This is a genomic window from Streptomyces sp. NPDC004609 (assembly GCF_042873655.1).
In the GTDB taxonomy this organism is placed as follows: domain Bacteria; phylum Actinomycetota; class Actinomycetes; order Streptomycetales; family Streptomycetaceae; genus Streptomyces.
Genome location: NZ_JBIALS010000003.1, coordinates 131,206 through 145,896, shown reverse-complemented (window position 1 = coordinate 145,896; position 14,691 = coordinate 131,206). Strand labels below are relative to the sequence as shown.

The 14,691-nt window shown below is 72.0% G+C and carries 11 protein-coding genes and 1 riboswitch; of the genes, 9 read left to right on the top strand and 2 right to left on the bottom strand.

What is annotated here, in order from left to right; translation table 11 throughout:
- Positions 1-266: 266 nt before the first annotated feature.
- Positions 267-1,172: a DUF4352 domain-containing protein gene (locus ACFYT4_RS03970; protein WP_389264987.1), complete on the bottom strand. Its 906-nt coding sequence runs from the start codon at positions 1,170-1,172 to the stop codon at positions 267-269.
- 227 nt (positions 1,173-1,399) lie between these two features.
- Here ACFYT4_RS03970 and ACFYT4_RS03965 point away from each other — a divergent pair, with 227 nt between their 5' ends.
- The 4 genes from ACFYT4_RS03965 to ACFYT4_RS03950 all read left to right on the top strand — a co-directional run bounded on the left by ACFYT4_RS03965 (position 1,400) and on the right by ACFYT4_RS03950 (position 6,631).
- Positions 1,400-3,574, top strand: a complete 2,175-nt coding sequence (locus ACFYT4_RS03965; RefSeq protein ID WP_389264986.1) for an N-6 DNA methylase — start codon at positions 1,400-1,402, stop codon at positions 3,572-3,574.
- A 139-nt stretch (positions 3,575-3,713) separates the two neighbouring features.
- Complete coding sequence (locus ACFYT4_RS03960; RefSeq protein ID WP_389264984.1) at positions 3,714-4,448, top strand: hypothetical protein; 735 nt, start codon at positions 3,714-3,716, stop codon at positions 4,446-4,448.
- Entirely contained in the window at positions 4,445-5,950 is a 1,506-nt protein-coding gene (locus tag ACFYT4_RS03955; RefSeq protein ID WP_389264983.1) for a protein kinase, read from the top strand. The genes ACFYT4_RS03960 and ACFYT4_RS03955 overlap by 4 nt, the downstream gene beginning before the upstream one ends.
- Positions 5,951-6,142: 192 nt before the next feature.
- Entirely contained in the window at positions 6,143-6,631 is a 489-nt protein-coding gene (locus tag ACFYT4_RS03950; protein WP_389264982.1) for a GtrA family protein, read from the top strand.
- Here the strand turns inward: ACFYT4_RS03950 and ACFYT4_RS03945 are convergent.
- Positions 6,605-8,089: a D-glucuronyl C5-epimerase family protein gene (locus ACFYT4_RS03945; RefSeq protein WP_389264980.1), complete on the bottom strand. Its 1,485-nt coding sequence runs from the start codon at positions 8,087-8,089 to the stop codon at positions 6,605-6,607. The genes ACFYT4_RS03950 and ACFYT4_RS03945 overlap by 27 nt on opposite strands.
- A gap of 818 nt (positions 8,090-8,907) precedes the next feature.
- Between ACFYT4_RS03945 and ACFYT4_RS03940 the strand changes: the two genes are divergently transcribed.
- The 5 genes from ACFYT4_RS03940 (at position 8,908) to ACFYT4_RS03920 (ending at position 14,586) form a co-directional block, all read left to right on the top strand.
- Positions 8,908-9,558: a SurA N-terminal domain-containing protein gene (locus tag ACFYT4_RS03940; RefSeq protein ID WP_389264978.1), complete on the top strand. Its 651-nt coding sequence runs from the start codon at positions 8,908-8,910 to the stop codon at positions 9,556-9,558.
- Between the two features lie 121 nt (positions 9,559-9,679).
- On the top strand, positions 9,680-10,654 hold the full coding sequence (locus ACFYT4_RS03935) for a nucleoside triphosphate pyrophosphohydrolase (protein ID WP_389264977.1): 975 nt from the start codon (positions 9,680-9,682) through the stop codon (positions 10,652-10,654).
- A 424-nt stretch (positions 10,655-11,078) separates the two neighbouring features.
- Complete coding sequence (locus tag ACFYT4_RS03930) at positions 11,079-12,347, top strand: cytochrome P450 (RefSeq protein ID WP_389264975.1); 1,269 nt, start codon at positions 11,079-11,081, stop codon at positions 12,345-12,347.
- A 179-nt stretch (positions 12,348-12,526) separates the two neighbouring features.
- Entirely contained in the window at positions 12,527-13,405 is an 879-nt protein-coding gene (locus tag ACFYT4_RS03925) for a transglycosylase family protein (RefSeq protein ID WP_389264974.1), read from the top strand.
- A gap of 288 nt (positions 13,406-13,693) precedes the next feature.
- Positions 13,694-13,868, top strand: a riboswitch (cyclic di-AMP (ydaO/yuaA leader).
- Positions 13,869-13,872: 4 nt separating this feature from the next.
- Positions 13,873-14,586, top strand: coding sequence for a transglycosylase family protein (locus tag ACFYT4_RS03920; RefSeq protein ID WP_389264972.1), 714 nt, complete (start codon positions 13,873-13,875; stop codon positions 14,584-14,586).
- The last annotated feature ends 105 nt before the right edge of the window (positions 14,587-14,691 follow it).

The window sequence follows — 14,691 nt, the reverse complement described above, 5'->3', positions numbered from 1 at the left end:
GCACCCGTCGGAGGCGGCACGCGAAGAAGGCCGCTCCCCCGGGGCGGCCTTCTTCACGGTCGGGCGACGGGACGCGGGCGGGTCATGCGACCCCGGGCCCGTGTGGTCCCGCTACCCGATGTCCAGGATGTCCCCGGCAGCGGGCTTCTTCGCCGGGACCGGCTTGTCGAAGTCGGAGAAGGTCATCGTGCCCGGCTCCGTACTGCCCGCCTCGTCGACACGGAGGACGTAGGGCTTCCCCTCCGTGCGGGGAGCCGGGCGGACGGTCAGAGCGTCAGCTCCCAGATCGCCGCGTCGTGCGAGAAGCCGGGGGTGACCTCGACCGTGAGCTCCTTGGCGTCGGCCGGCGCGTCGAAGGCGTAGGTCACCGTGGACTTCTTCCCGGGCAGGATCGTGCCGTCGAAGCCGGCGCCGACCTTGTCGTCGAAGATCTGCTCGGCGGTGACCCCGTCCGCTCCGGCGCGGGCGTCCGCGAGGACCAGCGTGGAGTCGAAGTTCTCCTGGCCGGCGTTCTCGATGGCCACGGTCACCTGGTACGCCTTGTTGCCCGGGGTGTGGCCCGAGGCGTACTCGCTCGGGGTGTAGGCCTTGGCGGCGGAGACGGTGACCTTCAGGTCGTCGTCGTAGGCGGCGGTGTCACCGGCCGCGAGACCGCTCGCGCCACCGCCCTTGCCCTTGTCGCCACCCTTGCCCTTGCCCTTCCCCTTGCCCTTCTTGCCCTTGCCCTTCTTGCCGTCCGTGTCGAGCGAGCCCGAGTCCGACTCCACCGAGGAGCTGGCGTCATTGACGGACCGGTCCAGCTCGTCCACCGCGTCGCTCATGATCTGGAGCGTGATCACCGCGCCGACGACGGCGAAGACCATGCCGGCGCCTCCCAGGATCGCGCCGACGGGGTTGGCCGCCCGGCCGTACTTCGACCGTCCCGACAGGCCGACGATCAGAGCGATCAGACCGAGGATCCCGCCGATCCAGAAGACGAAGGGGATCAGACCGACGATGAGGGCGATGATGCCGAGCACCAGCGCGGTCTTGGGGCGGCTGTTGTTCGCCGGCGGATCGGCCCGGTGGGAGGGGCCGCCGCCCCACTGCGGGTCCTGCTGGGGCCCGCCCCACTGGGGGGTCTGCTGGGGCCCGCCGTGCGGGGGCTGGGGCTGCTGCATGGAGTGGGACATGGACGTGTTCTCCCGGAGGACATGACGATGTGTGGGGCGCGACGTTGCCGACGGCCCCGTGAAGCGACGGGGTCAATAACAGCAGAGCCTGTGAACTCGGTCAACATCACTCGCGTGATGAAGTGATAGGTGTGGTGTGAATCGGTCTCTCCGGTGAACATCGGTATGATCGGCAACACAACGGGGGCTACCGAGCAGCGGGTGCGGATGATCACGGAGGCGGTCAGGTGCCAGAGAGCGCAAGCGAGGTGACCGCGGCCGGAATCGCCCGGCTCGCGGGAGTGGGACGGGCCGCGGTCAGCAACTGGCGGCGCCGGCACGCGGACTTCCCCAAACCCGTCGGAGGCACGGAGACCAGTCCGTCCTTCGCCCTCACCGACGTCGAGCGATGGCTGCGCGACCAGGGGAAACTCGCCGAGGTGCCCCTGCGGGAACGCGTCTGGCAGCAGCTCGCCGACCATCCCGCCACCGCCGCCGACGCCCTCGTACAGGCGGGCTGCGCCCTGCTGCTCGTACGGGACCGGCCGACCACCTGGCAGGAGCTGACCGCCCGCTCCGACGAGCGCATGGCGGAACTGCTGCCGACCGCGCTGGAGCAGGCGCTCGGCTCCCGCTTCGGCGACGGGCGGACCGAGCGCACCGAACTGTTCACGGGACGCGCGGCCGGCGTCCGTCCCGAGAACCTCGTCCCGTTCCTCCGGTCCGCAGGGGAACTCGCCGCGCAACTGGGCGCCCGGCAGACGTACGAGTTCCTCCTCGGCCGCTTCCTCGAATCCAACCTCCGCCAGTACACACCCACCCCGCCCGGCCCGGCCGCGCTCATGGCCGCCATCGCCGTGCCCGGCCCCGGCCGCACCGTCCTCGACCCGGCGGCCGGCGCCGGAACCCTGCTGCGCGCCGTCGAGCGCCCCGCCGCCCTCTACGCCCAGGACGCCGACACCGGCCTCACCGCGCTCACCGCCCTGCGCCTCGCCCTGCACGGCGACGCCACCGTGAGCGCCCGCTCCGGCGACACCCTGCGCGCCGACGCCTTCCCCGATGTCACCGCCGACGCCGTGCTGTGCCATCCGCCGTTCAACGAACGCAACTGGGGGCACGAGGAGCTGGGCTACGACCCGCGCTGGGAGTACGGCTTCCCGGCCCGCACCGAGTCCGAACTCGCCTGGGTCCAGCACGCGCTGGCCCGGCTGCGCCCCGGCGGCACCGCCGTCCTGCTGATGCCGCCGGCCGCCGCGTCCCGCCGCTCCGGCCGCCGGATCCGCGCCGGGCTGCTGCGCCGCGGGGCGCTGCGGGCCGTCATCGCGCTGCCCGCGGGCGCCGCGCCCCCCTACGGCATCCCGCTCCACCTCTGGGTGCTGCGCAAACCGGACGCGGAGCGCGGCCCCTCGCCGGAGCTGCTGTTCGTGGACACCACCGACCTCGCCGGCTCGGGCGGGGGCCGGGACCGGCTCGACTGGCAGGCCGTGCACAACGCCGTACTCGACGCCTGGGGGCCCTGCGACGAGCCGGACGGCCGGGCGGAGGACCGGGCCGGGGTCAGCCGGGCCGTACCCGTCATCGAACTCCTCGACGACGATGTGGACCTGGCCCCCGCCCGCCATGTCCCGCCCGCCGCCACCGGCGGTGACGCGGACGAACTCCTGCGGGTGAGGGACCGGCTGGCCGACACCCTCAAGCTCACCCGGGAACTCACCCCCGCGCCCGCCGCCACCGGACGGGCCGCGCCCTGGCCGACGACCACCATCGGCGAACTGGCCCGCGCGGGCGCGCTGGTGATCCGCGCGGGCACCGCGTCCGCCGCGCCCGGATCGCCCCGGGGCACCGTCCTCACCGAACACGACGTCCTCACCGGGTCACCCCCGTCGGGCACGCTCCAGGAGGTCCCCGCGGGCCTGGAGAGCCTGGCCGTACCCGCGGACCACGCGGCACCGGGAGGTGCGGCCGGGGCCGAGGGCGCGGGCGCGGAGGAGGGCCTCGTCCGCACCGAGGAGGGCGATGTCGTCGTGCCCGTCCACGGCGGCGGCGCCGTCGTCCGCGTGGTCGACCGGGCGACCGCGGGCGCCGCGCTCGGCCGCAGCCTCCAGCTGCTGCGCCCCGACCCGCAGGCGCTCGACCCCTGGTTCCTCGCCGGGTTCCTGCGCGGCACCGCCAACACCCGGCAGGCCAGCAGCTATGCCTCCACCGCGACCCGGCTCGACGTACGCCGTCTGCAACTGCCACGAGTACCCTTGGCCGACCAGCGCCGCTACGGTGAACGCTTCCGCGCGCTGGCCGCGTTCGAGGACGCGCTGCGGCTGGCGGGGCGGCTCGGCGAGCAGTTGGTGCAAGGTCTGTACGACGGCCTCACGGACGGCACCGTACAGCCGGACGGCGGTCCGCGAACGGACGGGAGAGCGGACTGACATGCGGAATCGGGGGTTCAGTAGGTCCGGAGTGACGTATCGGACAACAGGTGGGTACAACCCCTGAGCCGTTGTCCTCGTCGGTGTATACGCTCGTCCCTACCCACCTTGCCTCGTCCCCAGGTCACCAGGAGCAGGAATGCACGGCCCCGGCTATGCCCCTCAGCAGTCCGGTCCACCGTCGACCGCGGTGGCCGTCGTGCTCCGCGTGGTGTTCGTGATCCTCTCGGTGTTCAGCTGCGGCATGCTCGCCTGGGGCACCATGCTGCGCGTCGCCGTCATCCGGCGGCGGCAGTCCGACTGGATCCTGTTCGCGGCCAGCTTCATCCTGACGATCGTCCTGCTCATCGTCATCTCCCAGTGGGGTGCCCCGGAGGGCGAGGAGATCAACGCCGTCGACTGGATGGTGCTGCTGACGCTGTTCGCCCTGGCCATCGGGTCGGCGATCCACCTGCTGGTCGTCGACATCCGGCACCACGACGCCCGCCGGGCCGCGTGGGCGGGCGGACCGGCCGCGTACCACCCCGGGGTCACCGGGGGCTACGGTCCGCCGCCCGCGACCCAGGGGTACGGCTACCCGCCCCACGGGACCACCCAGCCCTCCGCGGCGCCGGGCTACGGCTATCCGCACCCGGCGTCCCCGGCCTCCCCGCTTCCCCACCCGCAGCCTCAGCCCCAGCCCCAGAACCAGAACCAGCCGCACCCGCAGCCGCAGAACCCTCCGGGCGCCCCCGTGCACCCCTCCGCGCCGGTGCCGCCCGCCCCGGCGGCCCCCGCCGCCCCGGCCGCCGCCTCCGACAAGCCCCGGATCGACCAGGTCCGTGCCGAACTCGACGAGCTGAGTGACTACCTGCGCAAGGAGCAGGGCCGGTGAACGGTCGCGTCGTCTCGGAGCGGTACGAGCTGTCCGCTCTCATCGGCCAGGGCGGCATGGGCCAGGTCTGGACGGCGTACGACCGGCGGCTCGACCGCCGGGTGGCGGTCAAGCTCCTGCGTCCCGACCACATGGCCCACGGCTCCGACGCCGACGAGATGCGCCGCCGCTTCGTCCGCGAGTGCCGGGTGACCGCCCAGGTCACGCACCCCGGCCTGGTCACCGTCCACGACGCCGGCAGCGCGGACGACGACCTCTATCTCGTCATGCAGTACGTCGAGGGCGCGGACCTCGCCGACCACTTCGCCGAGCACGAGCCCTACCCGTGGCAGTGGACCGTCGCGGTCGCCGCCCAGCTCTGCGCGGTGCTCGCGGCCGTGCACGCGGTGCCGATCGTGCACCGCGACCTCAAGCCGCGCAATGTGATGGTCAAGCCGGACGGCACCGTCACCGTTCTCGACCTCGGCGTCGCCTCCGTCATCGACACGGACACCACCCGGCTCACCCACACCGGCTCACCCATCGGCAGCCCCGCCTACATGGCCCCCGAGCAGGCGATGGGCGGCGCGGTCGGCCCGTACACCGACCTGTACGCCCTCGGGGTGCTGATGCACGAACTCCTCAGCGGGAACGTGCCCTTTGCGGGCTCCACCGCCCTCGGCGTCCTCCACCGCCATCTGTACGAGGCCCCGCTCCCGGTCCGCCGGATGCGCCCCGACATACCGGAGCCGCTGGAGGCCCTGGTCCTGCGGCTGCTCGCCAAGGACCCGCAGCACCGGCCGTCCGGCGCCCAGGAGGTGTACGAGTCACTCGCGCCCCTGCTGCCCCAGCGCGGTGTCCCGAGCGGGCCGCTCGATCCCACCCGCCCCTTTCTCCGCCCGCACGCGCCCTGGCCGGACCGGGCCACGGCCGCCCAGCCCGCCCCGGTCGTCGCGCCCCCGGCCGCGCGGCCGGATGTGGCCGCCGCCGTCGACGAGGTCAAACGCCTGCTCGGCGAGGGCAGCATCACCCGGGCCGTGGACATCCTCGGCGGCATCCTCCCGGCCGCCGCCGCCGAGCACGGCGAGCGCTCCCCGGTCGTCCGCATCCTGCGCAAGCAGTACGCGACGACGCTGATGGACGACGGGCAGTACCGCCGCGCGCTGCCCGAGCTGCGGCGGCTGGCCGACGACCGGGCGGCCGAGGCGGGCCCCGCCGACCCGCAGACGCTCCAGTTCCGCTACGACGCGGCCCAGTGCCTGGAGCAGCTGGGCGAGGCCGCCGCCTCCATCGCCGAGTACCGCGCGGTGCTGCCGTACTACCAGAACGGCGGCGACCCGGCCCGTGCCTTCGACGTCCGCCACCGCATCGCGAATCTGATGCTGGCGGTCGGCGACCACGGCGGCGCGCGGCACGAGTTGCAGAGCCTGCTCTACGACGCCGAGCGGACCTACGGGCCCTACCACCAGCTTCCCGTCGAACTGCGCAGGGCGCTGGAGCGGCAGCGGCAGTTCCATCCCTGAGGAACCGCTGCCGTCGCGGGGAACCCCCGCCGGCCCGAGGAACCGCTTCCACCCCGAGGAACCGCGGGGCCGCTGCCGCTCGTCCGCAAGACATACGGGGAGTTCGACCCGCCAGGCGTACGGCCATGACGTACGCTTCCCGGGTCCTTGTACGGACACGGACAGCCACCAGGCACGGGAGCCGGCGAGAAGATGACAGTCCAGGGCCAGCTGGTCAGATTCGCCCTGGTGGGTGCGGTCAACACCGGCACGTACTACGGCATGTACCTGGTCCTGCTGAACCGGCTGCCGTATGTCGCCGCGCATGTGATCGCCTTTGTGCTCAGCATGATCGGCTCCTTCTTCCTGACCTCCTACTTCACCTACCGGACCCGGCCGACCTGGCGGAAGTTCCTCCTCTTCCCGCTGACGAACGCGGCGAACTTCACGGTCACCACCACCGGGGTCTATCTGCTGGTGGACGTGCTCCACCTCGGCAGCCGCTACGCGCCGCTGATCGCCGCAGCCGCCGCGATACCGATCACCTTCATCGTCTCCCGGGCGATCATGCTGCGCCCGGAGCCCGCGTCCGCGCGGGAGCGCGGACGCGGGCACGGGACGGCGGAGAACCCGGCGGCGCGGACGGAGAACCCCGCCGCGGGCGACGGGCGGGCCTCAGCGTCCGTCGGGCAGAATCTGTGAGGCCGGCGCCCAGAAGTCCTTGAGCGATCCCGCGGTGATATGAATCATCGGCCGGCCGTTGACCACGGCCCTGCGGTCGAAGGGCGCCGTGGACGCCTTGGCGAACCGCACGGTCTTCGTCTCCAGGACGTCACCGTTCTCCGCCACCTTGATGCAGCCGATGCTGGTGGCCGCGGGGAAGGTGGCCATCCGGGTCGGCCGGTAGACCGACGCGAACCACTCGCCCCGCAGATACGCCTTCGGGTACGCCTCGGGCGTGTACCACCCCTTGGCCGTGCCCGAGCTGATGAGGTAGTGGATCCCGCGCCCCTGAATACGGATGCGCTGGGAGGACGGCGCCGCGGTGGCGCGGTTGAACGTGAGCTTCTTCGTCGCCGTGATCGCACCCGTGGCGCCGAACTTGTAGAAGGTGTGCACGCCCCCGGCCAGCGCGATCTGGCCACCCGGCGAGCCCAGCGCGGGATGCGGGTAGTCGTCCATCAGCATGTCGGAGATGTGGGCGGACTTGACGCTGCCGGAGAGCCAGTGCAGCTGCCGCATCAGCTTGACGTGCACACCATGGTATTTGGCGTTCGGAACACCGTGGGTGAGGCAGTAGTCCGACATCCAGTTGGTGTTCCGCATGTTCGGGTAGTACTGGAAGAGCGTCGTCAGCGAGCCGTCGAAGAGCTTCTCCGCGAGCGGATTGCCCGTCATCTTGTGGTAGTCCCACAGCCCGAGCGCCGCGAACATGAAGCCGTTGTACGTGAAGTCGGAAACGGCCGGCTTGTTCTTCGGGTACTCGTGGATCCACAGGTAGCCCGCCTTGTCCCTGGCGACCACCCACGGGTTGGCGTTGTCCGCGACCAGCAGCGAGGCGAAGGCGCCGTCGGCGATCTGGCGGTACAGCTGCTGATCGGCCGGGGACACACCGTCGAGCAGGGCGAGCTGGGAGAACAGGCTCAGCGCCTCGCCCTGGGCCATCCCCGAGTACCAGGGGGCCTTGTAGGCGACTCCCTTGTGCGCGCCGGAGGACCAGTCGAAGGGGTACGGGAACCACCAGGCCGCACGCGCCCTGACCTTGCGGTCGATCAGCCGCTTCGCCTGCGCCTGGGCCCTCTTGAGGTAGAAGTCGTCCTGGGTCTGCCGGTAGCTGGTGACGTTCTGGAGGCCGTACTGCAGCTGGCTGACCGGGTGGTCGTACTGCTTGCCGTTCACGAGGTGCATCCGCACGCCCTCGGCGTCGTGCGGTCCGGTGTCGACCCGCAGGGCCGTGTGGTCGCGCCACGGCTGCATCTCGTCGGGGACATCCGTGACACAGGTGTAGCCACCGGTCTTGAACTGGAACGGCAGTCCGCTGGTCACGGCGGCGGAGGCCCGCCCCTCCAGGGCCCAGGAGCCCCCGGCGGCCAGCGCGGCGATGCCGGTCGCCTTGAAGAGGGTTCTGCGGCTGGGGCCGTCGTATGCGGCATGATTCATGCGCTTCTCCCGATCGGGCCGGATATGCCCGTTGTCGTATGTCGGTCCGGTTGACCGTGGTCCGTGTGTCCGCCCCGGGGCCGCGGTGGTCTCGCCGGGGGCCGCGAGCGCCGGGCCGCGCGCCCCGCGGCCCGTGTGTCCCCGGCGGCCCGAGTCCCCGCGCGCGAGGGCGGGAAGGCCGGAGCCGCTCCGGGAGGACGACGCCGGCCGGCGGTGGTCCCGGCGGGCACCGGAGCAGCGGTGTCCGCGGTGGGAAGGCCGTGGCCCTCGCGGTGAACGAGCGGTGTCATGCGGTCTCTTTGCCGTCTCTGCCGAGTGAGATCTCCCGGCCGCCCGTCCGCCTCGCGAAAGAGCCTCCGTTCGCCCGGGGTTGTGATCGACGATCACGGATCCCACGGGCCGGTCTGCTGGTCCGGTCGCGGGGAATTCGGGCGGTCGCGGCGAACTGGCCAAAAGAGTAACTGTTGCATGCAGCAACATGAAGGGGGATATCCGTGGTGGGTGCGATCGGTGGCGCAAGACCGCCCTCGGAGGCGGGGCGCGGTCCGTGGTGCGAGAGGCGACACGCCCGCCGCGCCCGGGGGCGGTGCGTTCCGGCGGTCCGTCCTGTGCCGTGTGCCGGTCCCCGGCCGCCCTTCGGTGTGCTTTCCGGGAACGGCCGTGCCGTGGACGGGCACACCGGCGGCCGGATCGAACCGGCGTACGGATCATTGACCGAATCAGTGAGGGCGAAGTAGTGGCCCGGACCACCCTCCACTGCCTAACATCATCACCTCAGGGCTTTGTGAACCACCGCACAATCACGCCGGGAGGCTCCTTTGCACCGCCGCCGTCGCACCGCGATCATCGTCTCCGCCGCGCTGCTCCTGGCCGCGCCCCTTCTCAGCGCCTGCAGTGACCAGGCTCACCCCGGCGCGGCCGCCGTCGTGGGCGGGGAGCGGATCGAGGTGTCCACGGTCCAGGGAGCGGTCAAGCAGGTGCGCGCCGCGCAGGAGAACTCCCCGGAGGCCGCCGAGCTCATCAAGAACAGCGGCCAGATCAGCCGCGCCAAGCTGTACGACCTGATCGTGAACAGGGTCGTCCAGCGCGCCGCCGACGACGCGGACGTGACCGTCAGCCGCAAGGACATGCAGGCGGCCCGGACCGCGGTGGTGCGCCAGGCGGGCGGCGAGGAGCAGCTCGCCGCGATGTACCTCCAGCAGCGCGGGGTCGCCCCCGACCAGCTCGACTCCGTGATCCGGCGGGACGTCCTCATCAACAAGCTCGCCCAGTCCATCAGCGCGGCCAATGAGGCCGAGGGCCGGCAGAAGCTGAACGACGCGTTCACCGCCGCCGCCAAGTCCCTCGATATCGACGTCAACCCCCGCTTCGGCGCCTGGGACAACCAGAAGCTGGAGCTCGGCGAGTACAAGGCCCCCTGGATCAGCCAGGTCACCAAGCCCCAGGAGCCCGTGCCCGCCACTGCGTGACGGGCCCGCCCGGTCCTCGCCGGGTCCGCCTTCCCGGTCCTCATTCCCGGGTCCGGCGCCCGCCCCGCGTCCGCCCGGCCCGTGGAATCCGCCAGCGCGGGCCGCGGGGTAGGTTCGAGGGGTGACCACTTCACCCCCCACTCCCGACGGCCGTGTCGTCCTGCTGACCGCCAGCCACCGTGTCGCGCCGGGACTGCTGTCCTGGCCCGCGTGGCAGACGCTGCACGCGGCCGACCGGGTGCTGTGCGCCGACGCCTCCCACCCTCAGCTGCCGTATCTGCGCGAGGCCGGGGTCACCGTGGAGATCGCCGCGCCCACCGCGCGGGAGCTGGTCGACGCCTGCTCCGGGGGAGCGACCGTCGTGGTCCTCACCACCGGTGAGGGCGACCGGGCCCTGACCGACGGACTCGCCCGCCTCGCGGGCTCCGGCCGCGTCCCGATGCCCGACCTGGAGCTGCTGCCCGGCTCGTACGACCTCCCGGGCGCCCGGCTGCTCGACGTCGTCCAGGTCATGGACCGCATCCGCGCCGAGTGCCCCTGGTCCTCGGTGCCGACGCACCGGGCGCTGGCGAAGTACGGGATTGAGGAGGCGTACGAACTCGTCGAGGCCATCGAGGACGGCGACCGCGACGAACTGCGCGAGGAGTTGGGTGATGTCCTGCTCCAGGTCGTCTTCCACGCCCGGATCGCGGAGGAGGACGAGGAGGAGCCGTTCTCGGTCGACGACGTCGCCGCGACGATCGTGGAGAAGCTGATCCACCGCCATCCCCATGTCTTCGGCGACGAGAAGGCCGAGACCGCGGAGGACGTCCGGCGGATCTGGCTCCGGACCAAGGCGGTCGAGAAGCAGCGCGATTCGGTCACGGACGGTGTGCCGCTCGGACAGCCCGGCCTGGCGCTCGCCGCGAAGCTCGCGTCCCGGGTCCGTACGGCGGGACTGGACGTACCGCTCCCGTCCGGAGCGGGCGTCGGGTACGAGCTCCTCGCCCTCGCCGTGGCGGCGGAGTCGTCCGGCACCGACCCGGAGGCGGCGCTGCGTACGGCGGCCCGCGCGTACCGCGACGCGATCCGTACGGCGGAAGGCCACGGCGGCTGACCCGGCCGGACGCCCGCCGGGCCGCACCGGCCGCCGCTCAGTACGGCCGGACGAGCGGCCCGTGCCGCGGCGCGGGCACCCGGCCCGGCTGCCCATAGCAGACCCGGGTGCGGGACTCCGGGGGCAGCGGGGGTGCGTGAGCCGAAGGGGGCCGTGGGTGTCGAAAGGGAGAACGCGCGGAGGCCGCGAGGAACGAGCGGTCGAGCACGATCGACCGTCGACACACACTGAAGGCCCCCGGAGGCGAAGGAACCACAAAAAATACAGCGCGTCGGTCACCGTCCGGCCCACGTCCCCCGGCCCCCCGGCCCAGCACCATCGCCCCCCACCCCCCACCAAAGGGCCCCCGGTGGGAGTCCCCCCGGACGGAGTCCAGGGGAGAACCGAACCGCAAAAGCCCCCGGCCGCCGGGTAACGTCGGAGGGTGAGCAGCACCCCCGCGCCCGGTCCCGCCCCCGAACTCTTCACCTGGGAGTTCGCCACCGATCCGTATCCCGCCTACGCCTGGCTGAGACGGCACGCGCCGGTCCACCGGACCACGCTCCCCAGCGGGGTGGAGGCATGGCTCGTCACCCGCTACGCCGACGCCCGGCAGGCCCTCGCCGACCAGCGGCTGTCGAAGAACCCGGTCCACCACGACGAGCCCGCGCACGCCCGTGGCCGCACGGGCATCCCGGGGGAGCGCAAGGCGGAGCTGATGACGCATCTGCTGAACATCGACCCGCCGGACCACACCCGGCTGCGGCGGCTGGTGTCCAAGGCGTTCACGCCCCGCCGGGTCGCGGAATTCGCCCCGCGGGTCCAGGAGCTGACGGACCGGCTCATCGATGGTTTCGCCGGGCGGGGGAGCGCCGACCTCATCCACGAGTTCGCCTTCCCGCTGCCCATCTACGCGATCTGCGATCTGCTCGGCGTCCCGCCCGAGGACCAGGACGACTTCCGGGACTGGGCGGGAATGATGATGCGGCACGTCAAACCGGGGCAGAGCGGCGGGCCGCGCGGCGGGGTCGCCCGGTCGGTGAAGAAGATACGGGGCTATCTGGCGGAGCTGATCCACCGCAAGCGCGAGTCCCCGGGGGACGATCTGATCTCCGGGCTGATCCGGGCGAGCGACCACGGGGAGCATCTGACGGAGAACGAGGCCGCCGCCATGGCCTTCATCCTCCTTTTTGCCGGTTTTGAGACGACCGTGAATCTGATCGGCAACGGGGTTTACGCCCTGCTGTGTCACCCGGAACAGCGGGCCCGTCTCCAGGCGTCCCTCGACGCGGGCGAGACCGGGCTGCTGGAGACGGGGGTGGAGGAGCTGCTGCGCTACGACGGGCCTGTGGAGATGGCGACCTGGCGGTTCGCCACGGAGGCGCTCGTCATCGGCGGCCGGGAGATCGCCGCGGGCGATCCCGTACTGGTCGTGCTCGCGGCGGCCGACCGGGACCCGGAGAAGTTCGCCCGGCCCGATCTGCTCGACCTCTCCCGGAGTGACAATCAGCACCTCGGATACGGGCACGGCATCCACTACTGCCTGGGCGCGCCCCTGGCCCGCCTGGAGGGACAGACCGCGATCGCCACATTGCTGCGGCGGCTGCCCGACCTCGGTCTGGCGGGGGATCCGGCGGATTTGCGCTGGCGTGGCGGCCTGATCATGCGTGGACTGCGCACCCTGCCCGTGGAGTTCGCGAACCGATACAACTGACAGTATGTCAATTCTGTGACTCCAGCGTGATCTGTGCATCATCGACTTGTGACAGACGTTCGGGTGCCGCTACCTTTCACCCCCGTCTCGGGTGTCACGTGAAAGGCAACTGCATGCTCTCCGGAAATGGTCGACATCGCCGTCCCCGCCAGGCCCCCGCCATCGTCGTCGCCGCGGGGGTGACGGGATCCGCCATCGCGATCCCCCTCCTCGGCGCGGGCTCGGCGTCCGCGGCGGACGGGGCGGTGTGGGACCGGGTCGCGGAGTGCGAGAGCGCGGGCCTGTGGAGCGCGAACACCGGGAACGGCTACTACGGCGGACTCCAGTTCTCCCAGCAGACCTGGGAGGACTACGGCGGTACGCAGTACGCGGCCCGCCCCGATCTCGCCAGCCGCTCCCAGCAGATAGCCGTCGCGGAGAAGGTCCTCGCCGCGCAGGGCCCCCAGGCGTGGCCGTCCTGCGGCACGCTCGCGGGGCTCGCGCCCGGCGGCACCGACACGGGGGCGGCGGTCGACCCCGGGCCCGCGCCCGAACCGTCCGGCACCCCCGCCGGGACCCCGGCTCCCGGGCAGAAGGCGCCGGGAGCGAAGGCGCCCGGGGCGAAGGCGCCGGGAACGAAGACACCCGCACCCGGGGCGACGACCCCGGCCGCCCCCGCAGGCCAGGGCGTCGGCGGCGACACGGGCGGCGGGACGCCCGGTGGCGAACCCGCGCCCGCGGCGACCGGCTCAGCCGCCGCCGACCCGGTCTCTCCCACGCCGCCCGCCGGACAGGACGGCGTCGGCGCGAGCCGTGACGCGGACGCTGACCGCGCCTCCCGCGGCGACACCGCGACGCGCCCCGGCGCCAACGCGCAGAAGCAGACCGGCGGAACCGGCACCGCGGAGGTGCCGCCCCTCACTTATACGGTCAAGCCCGGCGACAACCTCTGGGCCATCGCCGAGGAGAAGAAGCTGGAGGGCGGCTGGCCCGCCCTCTACGAGACGAACCGTGAGACCGTCGGCGCCGATCCGGATCTCATCCTTCCCGGTCAGAGCCTTGAACTGGGCTCGGAATAGCGGGAATCAGCGGCGAAATCCCGCCCTGGTTCACACCTCTTTGTCCGATTCTGCGCAAGTGAGACATGGGTCTCTTTGCCGAATCAGGCTCATCCCGCCCGTCGGAATGTTTCATTCCGTACTCGACCTGCGGAAACGCGGGTTGTGGCCGTGGCGGGATGGGCGTTTTTTCCCCGATGGGCCTCTTTGAACATCCGGGACAGGTGTGTCTACGGTCTGAACCGCTCGCCACCGCGGGCACCGTCGACCGTCACGCCGAATCCTGCCGTCGGTCGGGGGGAGAACTCGTCGCCCAGAGCGCCGAAGGCAGGAGCGGGGGACCCAAGGTAAGTGCCGGCCCCGTCCGTCGAGGATGACGACGGGCACCCGGCTTGGGGTGAAGCCGCGCGCTAGGACGCGCGGCCGGGCAACTCACTTGGCCCGAACCCGACAGCTCACCTCGCAGGCGTCGGTGAGGAGATCGATCCATGCTGTTTTCCAGCAAGGGCAAGCACCGCCGCCCGTCCAAGGCCGCCAAGATCGTCGCTTTCGCCGGTATCACCGGTGCCGCTGTCGCCGCACCGCTGATCGGCGCCACCTCCGCCTCCGCCGCGACCGCCTCCGAGTGGGACAAGGTCGCCCAGTGCGAGTCCGGCGGCAACTGGTCCATCAACACCGGCAACGGTTACTACGGCGGCCTCCAGTTCTCGTCCTCCACCTGGGCCGCGTTCGGCGGGACCGCGTACGCCCCCAACGCCCACCAGGCGTCCAAGTCGCAGCAGATCGAGATCGCCGAGAAGGTCCTCGCGGGCCAGGGCAAGGGTGCCTGGCCGAGCTGTGGTGTGGGCCTGTCCAACTCCGCGTACACGGGCTCCTCCGACTCCGGCTCCTCGCAGCAGCAGTCGAAGCCCCGGCAGCAGCAGTCGCAGCCCTCCCAGCAGCGCTCCGAGGTCCCGACCACCCGCTCCGAGCGCTCCAAGGCCCCCGCCCCGGCGCACCAGGAGTCCTCGAAGCCCGCCGCCAAGGCCGGGGGCTTCCAGAAGGGCGACGGCGAGTACGAGGTCAAGTCCGGCGACACCCTCAGCAAGATCGCCGAGGCCCAGGGCGTCGACGGCGGCTGGGAGAAGCTGTTCGAGCTGAACAAGGACATCGTGAAGGACGCCGACGTCATCTACCCGGGCCAGCAGCTCCACCTGGGCTGACCCGCCCGCCTCACGGCATCCGCCCCCCTGCCGGGGGCACCCGGAGCACCCCGGTCCGGCGCGCTTCCCCCGTACGCGCCGGACCGGGGTTTCCGTGCGTCCGGC